This window comes from Candidatus Nitrospira neomarina, assembly GCF_032051675.1.
In the GTDB taxonomy this organism is placed as follows: domain Bacteria; phylum Nitrospirota; class Nitrospiria; order Nitrospirales; family UBA8639; genus Nitrospira_E; species Nitrospira_E neomarina.
Genome location: NZ_CP116968.1, coordinates 680454 through 692926, shown reverse-complemented (window position 1 = coordinate 692926; position 12473 = coordinate 680454). Strand labels below are relative to the sequence as shown.

10 protein-coding genes are annotated in these 12473 nt (G+C 51.4%); 1 reads left to right on the top strand and 9 read right to left on the bottom strand.

The features are described 5' to 3' along the window. Positions 1-8 precede the first annotated feature (8 nt). The 3 genes from PQG83_RS03110 to PQG83_RS03100 all read right to left on the bottom strand — a co-directional run bounded on the left by PQG83_RS03110 (position 9) and on the right by PQG83_RS03100 (position 4929). Positions 9-1172, bottom strand: coding sequence for an ATP-binding protein (locus PQG83_RS03110; protein WP_312746695.1), 1164 nt, complete (start codon positions 1170-1172; stop codon positions 9-11). Beyond that, the gene (locus tag PQG83_RS03105; RefSeq protein ID WP_312746693.1) at positions 1153-3231 is read right to left on the bottom strand and encodes a tetratricopeptide repeat protein; all 2079 of its coding nucleotides are present in this window, start codon (positions 3229-3231) and stop codon (positions 1153-1155) included. Before PQG83_RS03105 ends, PQG83_RS03110 begins: the two co-directional genes overlap by 20 nt. Positions 3232-3468: 237 nt before the next feature. After that, entirely contained in the window at positions 3469-4929 is a 1461-nt protein-coding gene (locus tag PQG83_RS03100) for a sigma-54-dependent transcriptional regulator (RefSeq protein WP_312746691.1), read from the bottom strand. 288 nt (positions 4930-5217) lie between these two features. On the opposite strand from PQG83_RS03100, the gene PQG83_RS03095 reads away from it, so the two are divergent. Then, positions 5218-5445, top strand: coding sequence for a hypothetical protein (locus PQG83_RS03095; protein WP_312746689.1), 228 nt, complete (start codon positions 5218-5220; stop codon positions 5443-5445). On the opposite strand, the gene PQG83_RS03090 is transcribed toward PQG83_RS03095, so the two are convergent. From PQG83_RS03090 to PQG83_RS03065, 6 genes are all read right to left on the bottom strand, one after another. Beyond that, entirely contained in the window at positions 5446-6090 is a 645-nt protein-coding gene (locus PQG83_RS03090) for a hypothetical protein (RefSeq protein ID WP_312746686.1), read from the bottom strand. A gap of 5 nt (positions 6091-6095) precedes the next feature. Then, entirely contained in the window at positions 6096-8393 is a 2298-nt protein-coding gene (locus PQG83_RS03085; RefSeq protein ID WP_312746683.1) for an LPS-assembly protein LptD, read from the bottom strand. Beyond that, entirely contained in the window at positions 8390-9730 is a 1341-nt protein-coding gene (locus PQG83_RS03080) for a bifunctional folylpolyglutamate synthase/dihydrofolate synthase (RefSeq protein WP_312746680.1), read from the bottom strand. The genes PQG83_RS03085 and PQG83_RS03080 overlap by 4 nt, the downstream gene beginning before the upstream one ends. Positions 9731-9829: 99 nt before the next feature. Continuing rightward, positions 9830-10690: an acetyl-CoA carboxylase, carboxyltransferase subunit beta gene (accD, locus tag PQG83_RS03075; protein ID WP_312746678.1), complete on the bottom strand. Its 861-nt coding sequence runs from the start codon at positions 10688-10690 to the stop codon at positions 9830-9832. 271 nt (positions 10691-10961) lie between these two features. Continuing rightward, on the bottom strand, positions 10962-12044 hold the full coding sequence (gene moaA / locus PQG83_RS03070) for a GTP 3',8-cyclase MoaA (RefSeq protein WP_312746675.1): 1083 nt from the start codon (positions 12042-12044) through the stop codon (positions 10962-10964). Further along, entirely contained in the window at positions 12023-12466 is a 444-nt protein-coding gene (locus PQG83_RS03065) for a molybdenum cofactor biosynthesis protein MoaE (RefSeq protein ID WP_312746672.1), read from the bottom strand. Before PQG83_RS03065 ends, moaA begins: the two co-directional genes overlap by 22 nt. Between the last annotated feature and the right edge of the window lie 7 nt (positions 12467-12473).

Below are 12473 nucleotides of genomic sequence, written 5' to 3'. Positions count from 1 at the left end.
AATCTCCTTTATTGAGGAAAAAATAGTTTGACGGTTGTGCCTTTGCCGGTCAGGCTTTCCATCTCAATCATGCCTTGATGCACCTGCATAATGTCTTTCACGATCGGGAGTCCCAGGCCGGTCCCTCCCTGACGTTTCGAATAAAATGGCTGAAAAACTCTGGTGAGTTCTTCTTCCGACATGCCACATCCTTCATCTCGAATACTCAATGCCACGCCATTGACTCCGGTAGAGACGTCCCCTCCCGAAACCGGCCGAGAAGTCCGCCGGCACTGAATCTCAATATGACCATCAGGTGGAGAGGCCTGAATGGCATTCAGGAGCAGATTCAAGAGTGCCTGTTTTAATAACTGCTCATGTCCCAAGATCTCGAGAAGCGAGGTTTCTCGCTGCCGGTGAATGGTCAGCCGTTTGGTTCTGAGGGGAAACGTGGCCAAGAGCTCCACATCATCCAACAGTTCCAAGAGATTCACGCACTGCCGATTTCCCTTCAATGGCGTGGTGGATGTTAAGAGATTCGAGACCAGTCCATCTAATGAACGAATGGCGTGAAGTAATTGATCCGCCAGCTCTTGACGTCCCTTACCGGATGGACTGTCCCGCCCCAACAGTGTGGCAAACCATTCAATACTCGCCAGTGGATTTCGAATATCATGCGCCAGCTTCCCAACCTGTTCGCCTATGGTTGCCAAACGTTGAATCTGTTCCGTTCGTCCACTGTGCGCATCTCCTTCGTATTTGAGATAACGAACCGTCAGACTGGACGGTTGATCCATCCCTCCTAACGGACAATCCCAACAGGATATCCGGCCTGCCTTCCACTTCCAGTCGGAAAAGGGAACCGGTGGCCATCCCAGGCTTGTCCAGAGATCCTGAACCTGCCAGTTCATCTTCTTCCAATCGATTCCGCCCATCAGCACATGGGCCTCGTGATTAGCCGTCACAATCCGCCCTTTGCGGTTATAGAGCAGGGCAGGCAACGGAAGACTTTTCACCAAACGATGCAGGTGATGATGCAATCGTTGCGTTTCTGCATATTTGGCCTCTAGCGCCAGGCTGAGGGTTTCACTGGAGATCGTCGGCTCCATGATAGAGTCGAGTGTCGGCCAGCTCAATTCCTCATTCCTCTTGCTACTCAAAGCGATCATCGGTTTAGGATTGAATTGGGGCATCGGGTATCCTGGTTGGTGGGGTTTCTTTCGAGGACATTTCATCCAACACCGCCGTGGCGGCTGAACGAATCGTATGTTCCAATTCTGGAGAACGGGTTGGTAATTGACGGATTTCAGCGAGCAGCGCGGCCGCTTCATCGGACTTCCCCATGTATTCAAGCGAGGCCGCTAGCCGATATTTGGCCCAGGTGTGCAAGGCCGGCGGCGCATCAAAGGCCAGGGCTTGATCGTACAGATGCTGAGCTTCGACATAGTCCCCATGATCAAACATGGCATCCCCCAAACGGAGGACATCGGAAACCTGCGTGGGTTGAATGGACACTACCTGTCGGAGGTCTTGCACCACGGACTCCATCCGTCCGAGCGCTCGATAGGCGCGTGCCCGATTCCGGAGCACATAGCGTTGCTCCATTTCACCGTCCACATGCTGGAGAGCCGCCGAGAAACCTTGTATCGCTTCTGCATACCGTTTGTCCGTGAGAGCTTCCAAGGCAAGAATGGTCTCCACCTGCCCACGCCCCCGGCCATTGGGAAACTCACGGAGATAGGACGTTCCCGCCTCTTGCACCCAAGATTTGTTTTTCTGCTCTTGAGCAACCACCACCTGCTGAAGGCGAATGTCCTCCCGAAGAGGACTGTCGGGGTACTCCTTTAAGAGTTGGCCATACCAATGCCAGGCTTCTGCCGGAAGATTCACTTGCTGATAGGCCTGCGCCACCATCAAGAGACGCTCCCGTTCCAATGGCACCAGCTGAAAGGCGTCTTGATAGTCGGTGTGAAACTTGAGTAACGGCACCCAGGCTTTCGAATCATAGAAAGAACGAATCTGATGCTGTAACAAGCGGGCGAGTCGATCCTGACCTGTCTGGCGGCTCTCATCGGACGAGGTGACGACAATGAGACGGGTATAGGTTTGAACCGCATCAGCGTACTCCCCTAGCGCCTGATAGGCTTGTCCCATCCACAACAGGCTCTCATCAGCCACATCCCTTTCCAGGGCATGACTGAGCTTACCGGCCGTTTCTAGAACATAATCCCATGAGAGCGAGAGATAGATTTCCAAATCATCAAACCGATGGTACTCTTTGACCCAGTCCTCCTTGGCGTGCTCCTGGGTGACAAACGCCACGACCCATCTGGTGAGCGCGGCCTGTCCACGTCGACCGGGTTCCTGGTCGGGAAAACGTTGTCGGGCTTGATCGGCAAAATACAAGGCCAGATATTCATGCCCGTCTTTCCGTAATTTTTCGGATATTTGGTTCAAGGCCATCCCGGCTGTTTCCTCATGCGGATGAAGATTCACCGTCAACAAAAATCTGGATATCGCCATGGCAGGATTTCCAACCGCAAGTTCCGTTAATCCATACTGATACGATGAATTCCCAGACCGGCGAATGAGTTCAGGCTTTTCGGCTTCGACCACCCGGTACCAGTAGTAGGCCTGCTTCCAAGCCTTCGCCATGGCCGTGGCATCCGCCAACCCCAATGCCGCCTTCAGGCGATGGCCACTCCACTTGGGTTCTTCTACCACTCGTCTGAGAATCAGTGCTGCCTCCAAATATTGCCTATTGCTCAGATACCCTAGTCCGGCTTCGACCATGACTCCTCCCGCTAACGGATGATCGGGATAGGACCGGAGAAAATCTTCGAATATTCCGCTGGCTTCTGAAAACCATCCAGCCTCCCAATACACATTACCCATGGCACACACGGCCCATGGGACATACACACTCTGCGGATCACTCATTTTCATCGCTTGCAGACGCTCGATGCGTTGAAATTTTTCTCTACCCGGTTCATCCAACGGATCAGGAAGAGAGGACAGGATCCAACGGGTCCCTTCTGCAAACTGCCCATGCTCCTGCTCTTTTAAATAGGTGGCAAACATATCTCTGGCTTCCAAGAGTTGTCCCGCGCGTACTGCATCCTGTCCCTGTCGAATAATTTCCGGCATCATCATGTCGCGGGAAACGTACCAGGAAAATTCAGAACACGGGCCTCCCAAAACTGCGCTGGGCCAGAAAACACACAACAGGGCAATCCAAGTAAATTTCCTCACTTTGGTTTCTGCTCCAACCTGATAGACCTCTTCAGCAAAAATTAGACCGGAGTCATTCTTGCCGATGGCAAAAAATCGACAACAGGGTTTTCGTTGAAAAACCAGGAAGTTTTGTAAGGACGAAGACGAACGGACAATATTGCCGACGTCAAGGAGTTGACGGAATGGTCAGAACCTCAGGCTTGTTTGGAATGGGAAGGCAAAAACACGGCGGGAGAGGCCGGGCGTTTTCGCTTACTACACGTCGGCCAGATCTTCCGATGGGGTCGCCCGTTGTGCGACCACTTCGGCCAGGGATTTCTTTTTTAACTTTTCAATGAGGGTGGTGCGATTGATTTGCAGGAGACGAGCCGCTTTACTTTTGACCCAATTCGTTCGCTCGAGCGCTTCAAGAATCAACCGGTTTTCAAACTCCTCAACCGTTCTCGAGAGATCCATCCCGGCCACGGGAATTGCCGCCGGCATGGTGGGGAGATGAGAGGAGGGTAATCGCCGGATTTTTTCCGGCAAATCATCCGGGACGATCATCCCCCGCCGTTTCAAGATCGCTATCCGCTCAACAATGTTTCCGAGTTCACGAACATTTCCCGGCCAGGGATATTCACATAAGAGACTCATCGCATCATCGGCCACTCCGGTGAGTTCTGCTTTCCGGCGATCATTGAACATCGTGATGAAATGCTGGAGCAGGAGCGGGATATCTTCGACCCGCTGCCGTAGAGGCGGAACCAGAACCGGCACCACGTTTAATCGATAAAACAAATCCTCCCGAAATTGTTTCGCGGCCACCAGGGTTTCAAGATCTTGGTTCGTAGCGGCAATAACCCGGGCGTCCGATTTATACGTTCGAGTCCCCCCTACACGTTCAAACGTTCGCTCCTGTAGGACCCGCAAAAGCTTGACTTGGAGCGGGGGACTCAGATCTCCGATTTCATCAAGGAAAATTGTTCCCCCCGTCGCCAACTCAAATCGTCCGACCCGAGATGCGACCGCTCCGGTAAAGGCCCCTTTCTCATGACCGAACAATTCACTTTCTAATAACGCCTCGGGAATCGCTCCGCAATTAACAGGAATCAGGCTTCCCTGGCGCCGCATGCTATGACAATGAATGGTCTGGGCAATTAATTCTTTTCCGGTTCCACTTTCTCCTAAAATCAGCACCGTGCTATCGGTATCGGCGACGCAATCGATCAGTTGAAATACTTCCTGCATCACCTGACTGGAGCTAATGAGTTTTCCTAAACTAAATTGGCCTTTGACGGTTTTCTTCAATTCGACATTCTCGTCCTGAAGACTCTTGACCCGTAAGGCACTGGCAAGCGTGGCACTCAACACATCCATGGAAAAAGGTTTAGAGAGAAAATCAAAGGCACCGGCCTTAATCGCTTTTACCGCCATCTCTACCGACCCATATCCCGTCATGACGATCATGACCGGATGATTGGGAAGTTGCGTGATGCGCTGAACTAACTCAATTCCGTTGATGTCGGGAATCATCACGTCGGTCAAGACAATATCGAACTGGGAAGCCTCGGCCAGAACCAAGGCGTCGCCGCCGGATTCCGTATCCACAACCTGATGCCCCTCATCCTCAAGCTGCAACTTGATGGACTCCCGCACATCGATTTCATCTTCAACCAGCAGGATCCTGGCAACCTGCTTCGCGATAGCTGATCCAGCAGAATCGAACGCTTCCATGAATAGCCTCCCTCTCAGCCCGGATAAACGCACATACCGTTGACTCGATTGTGCGGTAAAGGAACATAGCTACCCCATTTGACGGGGAAGGTCAAGGGTTGTCTTCTAATTTGACGCGATCATTACCGGGTTCCTGCCCCTCGCTTTTGAATCACCAAAGAGACTCAAATTTCCATGAACGACCAAATCCCCTTGATCCAAGGGTATATTTAAGAAATATCCAACACGTTCCGACAAGAATACCTAGAGAAAACGGAAGGAACCTCTGACGCACGATCCCGACGACCCATGGACACGCCACATCCTCCACAACCGGCTCCCATGCCGATATTCATCCTCTTTGATACCCAAACCGGCTATCTCTATGGTCACCTCTTTGCGACGGGACCGGAAGATCCTTTTCTTCAGGAAGTTATTGACTGGTGGAGCCATTATTGCTCGAACAGCCCTATTGGGGTGGATTACCCGGGCGTGACCAAGCACCAGGAATTGGCCAGTAGTCCTACCTCCCATTAGTCAGGGCAACACCGTCCAAATCGCCAAGCCGGATCGGAACACCAACATCAATCCGGACAGGTGGATGATCACAATATTCGCATTGGCTTCCGTCTGGTCAATCGCATTGCCGGATGGAAGATCTTGCGAAAAAAACCCTCCGGTCAACGCAGAAAATCCCAGGGCCCGTCGATTGGTAATGAGCACGGCCACATAGTCATTCACGATACTCTTCACCAACACCTCTCCGGCTCCCCACGGTTCCCGTTTCCAACGACCAAGATCACTTTGAAAACCGTAGGCCGCCTGTTGACCTTGAACAATAATCATTTTGGGAGTGACCGTGGCAGTGATCACTTCCTCCGCCGAGGAAAGATTCATGTCCACCCACCGTTGTAACCGACCTGAAAATCCAAGCAACCGTGTGGTTGTCTGAACATATCCCGTCATACCTTTGCTTTCGACCACCAGCACGTCTTCCCCCGACGCTAACCCCTTTCTGGCAATTCCCTCGCCGGACGTGATGCCAAACAGCTGTCCTCTTGCCGACGTGATGGTGACCTGATCAGTCACGACTTCTTGCGCCCAGAGATGAAACGGCCAGGCGACTAAGCCCCATAGAACCATCACCGGGACCGTGCACATTCGCATAGGTAAAAGGCGCATGACGGTTAGCGATAGTCCCAAGGAATTCCACGCTCTCCCGCCATGATGGGGCCCAAGATCAGCTTCATTAATTGCGTCCCATGCCCTTGGGTCCCCCACAACCCGGTCAAGCTGATGAGAAATTCAAATTGTGAGCGGTCAGGAAGCCGTGTATACGTGAGCCCGAGGGAAAAACATCGACAGGGATTTTGGTAGAGCCCGACCACATCCCATTCCGCCGTCTGTCCCGTTCGGAGGTCATGATACCACTTGGTGCCTACGGTCACACCATAGGGCAAACGCACTCCACCTCCAGTCGTGAGATAGAGGATTTCCTCATCCGGAGCCAACACCTCATTAAACGACACGGGATTCCAAATATCTCCACGGCGGACTCTCGTTCCCTCTTTGGTGTACCGCTGACCAACGGTCATATACCATGTCTGCCGGCTTTGGATGAGCACATCGGTGTTCATCTGAGAAAAATATTTCCTATTCGGATCGTAAAAGGCATCGACCCTCAGATTAAAGGCCGAGATGAAAGCTGAGGAATCGACCGGTGAATGAAAATGCCCCCGTGTCCAGATATCCGAAAACCGGGAGGCGAGGGGTGGCGGATTGGCCACATGATAACTTTGGGCAAAGAACAGATCCAACCAGGCATTGGATTTTCCGCCACCAATTTGGCTCAGACGATTTTTCAAGGAATAGGTCACCAAACTCTTTTGAATTAAATCATCCACGGCATCGATCTGAACTAATTCCGATTGTTTCGTTTGTGGCACATACTCATAAATTACATTCGGTTGTAGAGAATGACGGATCCAATTCCCATCGCCGAGGGAAAACCGTTTCGAGACATTCGAGAACAATTCAGCCCCAACCCAAAAGGTTTCACGATGTTGGGCTGATTTCTCCGTGAGCCCCCGCGTATAACCTACTTCACGAAATTTTACCTGGGGACGGAATCCCAGGGCATGCCCCAGATGGAGCCCTTCCATTGACAGTCCCGGCATCACATCGATCCGACCGACATCGAATCCTGTCTGCCTGTGAAATTGCACCGCAGTCGTTTCCGCGGTCAGCGATATGGGACTGCCCAAGACACTGGGATTCATGAAGCGATGTCCGATTTCGGGTAACCGCTGAAAGGTCGAATTCCCGCCGGTGGCTAACGGCTGAATATATTGGCCGGTAAGATATAGCGCTCCATGATCAAGCCGTTGCAAAATAGTGAGGTGCGACTCTTGGCTGGGTAAAGCCCGTTGAGTCCCAGAACTGCTAAAATTTTGCAATACCGTTCGATCACTTGAAAAATTGGCGCGCATTCGTAAGGACAAATCAGGATTGAATTGCTGAGCATGAGCTCCTCGAACTTCGGCTCGCCCACGATTTTGCTGGGTATCATAAAGCGAGCGTATCAACCATTCTCCCTTTGTGAGGCGATTCCACATATAGCGATATTCCAGATCCGCACCTCCTCCACGCTCCGTTAAGATTTGGGGGGAAATGGTTAAATCATTGCTGGGATTGATGGCCCAAAAATATCCCTGCCGATACTGGTAACCAAATTGCGTATTGTACCCGGTCGTAGGAAATAAGAATCCGCTTTTTCGAGAAGCGCCAAGCGGATATCGAAAGGTGGGAATCGGGACGACCGGCACATCGTTCACATTGAACCATACGCCTTTACCAAACAAACTGTCCTCATATTCCACATCCATATCATGAAAGTTAAATCGCCAGGCTGGAATCTCGCCATTCTTCGCATCACAATTGGTAAAGGAACCCTCCTTGACCCGATAATGGGTTTCAGAAAACCGCTGAAGCCGTCGCCCCGTCACAAAGGAATTCTGCTCCTTGAGATAAATACTGCCGTTCGTGATCACTCCCGCTTCGGTATTGAGATTGAGCTCAAGCTCTTCCGACCAGATATCGGTCTTCACATCCCGTAAATGCACATGACCACGCGCCGTGAGACGCCCCGTGAGCTTTTGAAGGGTGGCTTCATCCGCATTGAGATGAATGGGGCCCCGTGTGATATCCACTGCCCCGGTGGCATGATATTCTTCCCGATCATTATCATATTCAATTCGGTCGGCATTAATGGTGACGGGAATTCCCTGTGAGGTTGGTTCAACAGAGCCCCTCTCAGCTGAGGATGCTGCCGGGACCTCCTCGGATTCCACACGTGAGACGTCCGATTGCCCGAACGCGGTTTTTCCCGCTGCCAGTATCGTGAGGAAGATCAATATACCAAGCAATACTCCATGAGACCGGCGCGAGAGCACACACAGGCCTCCACCCACGCCCGCACCAGTCACGTTGGAAAATCCGGCTGAGTGAGCCGTTTGAGTACCTCCCCAACCAGAAATAACGACCCGGTCACACAGATCACGTCTGCGGGATTGGAGTTGTCTTTGGCCCTGCAAACAGCCTCCCATGAATCTGCAAGTAGACACGGCACCAGGTCTTCGCGATCGACGGCCTGATTGAGCTCATCTACCGACGCCGCCCTTTCCATCCGTGGCTGGGTGAGAATCAGGTGGTCAACAATTGGAATGAACACACGCAGAAATCCCTGAAGATTCTTGTCGCGCATCATCCCAACCACCAGAATGAGTTTTCGTCCCGCGCCATCATGAATTTGTGAGTGGAGAAAGTCAAATAACACGTGAGCACCCGCAAGATTGTGCGCCCCATCCAGAACCAGAAGTGGATTTCGTTGCACGATTTCTAATCGACCTCTCCATCTCACCTCTTGCAAACCGGTTCGAATGGCCGACGGTGAAATAGGGAATGTGCCATCGACGGCCATCTCCAATAACGCAAGAGCATTGGTCGCGTTCACCAACTGATGCCGGCCGGGCAAATTCGTCTGTAGGCCTGGAATAGTCCATCCCGGCCCTTGATAGGTAAAAGTCGTTGCGCTGGTTTCCAGAAGGAAAAAGTCCTGCCCCATACGAAAGCAGGGCGCCTGCCACTTCCTGGCCTGAGTCTCAAAAATCTGAAGAATATCTTCCGGCATGGGTCCCAAAACCACCGGAGCCTTTTGTGTAATGATGCCGGCTTTCTCCCTCGCAATCTTCTGAAGAGAATCTCCCAAATAGGCCTCATGATCGAAACTAATCCCCGTTATCAAAGCACCCATGGGGCTCAACACATTGGTCGCATCAAACTGTCCGCCCATCCCGACTTCTACCACCGCCATGTCCACTTGTTGGTTTTTAAAATGGAGAAAAGCCAGCGCGGTCGTAAATTCAAAAAAGGTGAGGGTTGTGAGGGGATTGGCGGTTCGCCGAATCTGCTCGGTCAGGGCACAAACCGATTCTTGCGAAATGTCTGTTCCCTGAACACGAATGCGCTCTCGGAAATCAATCAAATGCGGGGACGTATACAGACCAACCCGGTACCCGCTCGCTTCAAGGATCCTGGCTAGCATGGCTGAGGAAGAACCCTTCCCGTTCGTGCCGGCAATATGCAGGGTAGGATATCGGTGCTGAGGATTCCCTAGCCTGGCAAGAGTATCGGTAATAGCTTCCAGGCCGAGCTTGATGCCAAACCGGTGCAAGGAAAAAAGATAGTTAAGCGTTTCTGGATAGCTAGCCACAGGAATCGAAACTGGGCGGGAGACAATAAAGGGAAGGAGTTTTCGTATCAATAATAACTACAACGTATGGCTCTCACCATGAAGGGGATAGCCCATCGTCATGGCTGTTGAGATCCACCTGGACACAAGGAGAGCCTGACCTTTCGGCCATTACGCCGAAGAGGAAGAGAGTTCTGTGACACAATGCGAAAGCAACGTTTCCAGGGTTGGCTTGAGAGTTTTTCGTTCCACGATATGATCAACCATGCCATGTTCCAACAAAAACTCAGCACGCTGAAAGCCTTCAGGCAAATGTTCTTTGATCGTTTGCTCTATGACCCGTGGGCCGGCAAACCCAATCAGCGCCTTCGGTTCCGCGAGAATGATATCACCCAACATTGCGACACTGGCAGTGACCCCCCCAAAGGTCGGATCCGTTAACAGGACAACAAAGGGCATTCGAGCCTCTTGCAATTTCGCCAAAGCTGACGCGGTTTTGGCCATTTGCATGAGTGACAAAGTCCCCTCTTGCATGCGTGCGCCACCGGAAGTCGTGACCAACAAAAATGGCATATGCGCCGTTAGCGCGTGGTCGATTGCCCGACAAATTTTCTCGCCGACCACCGATCCCATGCTCCCACCCATAAATGAAAAATCAAAAATTCCAAGCGCCACGGGCTTCCTGCCAATTTGGCATCGCCCGGTCAAAATTGCTTCCTTTTTTCCCGTTTTTTCTTGGGCCTTGTGAATGCGCTTGCGGTACGGCAAAGTGTCCACAAATTGTAGGGGATCTCCTGGAACTAAATCTTTATCCCATTCCTCGAATGAACCAGGATCAACAATCAGTTCCAATCGCTCACCAACCGATAGCGGAAAATGGTATTGGCATTTCGGGCAGACTTTTAAATTTCGCTCAATCTCGCGCTTAAAAATAATGGCGCGACACACAGCGCATTTAATCCACATCCCTTCCACGATTTTAATGGACGTACCTTCGGGATCCGTGCTTTTATTCCGTTTAAACCATCCCATAAATCAGTCTATCCTTAAGCTTCTATTATGAACGCATCGCACGCGAATCTAGATATTGATCTGGTTGAGATAAAGAAAATGCGAAAAAGGCAGGGAAAGTACACAACAAGGATCATGGACTCCGACAAAGTCTTCGATCACGACACACGACATTACCATAGGGAGGATGAACCGGCAAGAATCAGTCGAAGAAGCACCTCTCACTCCCAGACTGTTGGGGTATATTGGCAGAAGGAGGACGAGACACCGAATATGGAGGAAATGCGGGGGATCAGCCTCCCCTTGCATGCATTTCCAAATGCGGATCTTGGCGCAATCGCTCAATGTCAATGTACCGGCCACGGCCACTGACCTGTTCAAGCTCTTTGCGTTCTTCTGCCCCCCGATCCTTTCGGGTTTCCCAGACAGACTGGATGATGGAGAGAATTTCTGTTCGTGATCGTTCCATGCGAAGGAGCTTGCGAAGGTCAAGGCCGGTTTTGGCATACAAGCACAAATACCACATCCCGTCAGCCGTCAACCGACTCCGGTCACATGTCGAACAGAAAGGCACAGTAGTGGAAGAAATAATACCAAATATAGTTCCATCTGATAACCGGAATCGCTGCGCAGGAGCCGAACTGACCTCTTCCACCGGCTCGACCGAACCATAATACTCACCGACCATCTTCAAGATCTCTTTCCGGGAAAGAACCTTTTCCGCTGACCAGTCATTGGCTCCGCCTACATCCATATATTCGATAAAACGCACTTCTCCGTTGACCCGCTTGCCGTATTCAATCAAGGGAATGACTTCATCCTCGTTGTATCCCTTCATGGCGACCGTATCCAGCTTCAACCCTGTGAACCCGACCCGCTCCACTGAAGCAATGCCTTCCAACACTCTGTCCAACGTATCGCGTCGAGTCAGCGCTTTAAACCGCTCGGGCTTCAACGTATCCAGACTCACCGTGACCCGATGGAGTCCGGCATCAAAAAGGGCCTGCGCCTGTTCATTCAACAACACCCCATTGGTGGTCATTGCAATATCATGAATGCGAGAGTTTTGACGAAGCATTTTGATGAGTTCAGCCACGTTATTGCGTAATAGAGGCTCGCCTCCGGTAATACGCACGCGATCAATTCCCCGATCGGAAAATACATTCGTCAGGAAGGCGATTTCTTCAAACGTCAACAGATTTTCCCGAGGAAGCCACACATAATTTTCCTCAGGCATACAGTACTGACACCGTAAATTGCATCGATCGGTCACGGACACCCGCAAGGATCGTAAGGGACGTCCCCAGACATCTTTGACCGCATGCGGCAGAGTCACGGCCCCCTCCCCATCCATTATGGGTGTTCCTCCACCCATACTTCGCCTTCCGGCGTCGTTTCCATTTTCCAGATTGGAGTAATTTTTTTGAGTTCATCAATACACCATTGGCAAGCCTTAAACGCATCGGCACGATGTTCAGCCCCAACAATGATCAGCACAATATTCTCACCAATTTCAATGGGACCATAGCGATGGAGGACCAATGCCTCAATAATGGCAAAATCACGAAGTGCCTGTTCTCGGATTTCTTTAAGTTTTTTCTGGGCCATCCCTTCGTAGTGATCAAAACTCATGGAACTCACGTCTCGACCCTTGGAGCGATCACGAGCCGTCCCCAAAAACATGGCAATACCCCCGATTCGACGGGACCGAGATCTCACTCGTTGCAATTCTTCATCAATTGAGAAATTTTCCATTTGCACCCGAACCAGCATACTTTCTTCTAATTCAACAGCCATCGGATTG

Coding starts and splice junctions, on each gene's coding strand:
- PQG83_RS03110 (WP_312746695.1), bottom strand. CDS start 1,172: ATGCCCCAATTCAATCCTAAACCGATGATCGCTTTGAGTAGCAAGAGG.
- PQG83_RS03100 (WP_312746691.1), bottom strand. CDS start 4,929: ATGGAAGCGTTCGATTCTGCTGGATCAGCTATCGCGAAGCAGGTTGCC.
- PQG83_RS03095 (WP_312746689.1), top strand. CDS start 5,218: ATGGACACGCCACATCCTCCACAACCGGCTCCCATGCCGATATTCATC.
- PQG83_RS03090 (WP_312746686.1), bottom strand. CDS start 6,090: ATGCGCCTTTTACCTATGCGAATGTGCACGGTCCCGGTGATGGTTCTA.
- accD (WP_312746678.1), bottom strand. CDS start 10,690: ATGGGATGGTTTAAACGGAATAAAAGCACGGATCCCGAAGGTACGTCC.
- moaA (WP_312746675.1), bottom strand. CDS start 12,044: ATGGGTGGAGGAACACCCATAATGGATGGGGAGGGGGCCGTGACTCTG.
- PQG83_RS03065 (WP_312746672.1), bottom strand. CDS start 12,466: ATGGCTGTTGAATTAGAAGAAAGTATGCTGGTTCGGGTGCAAATGGAA.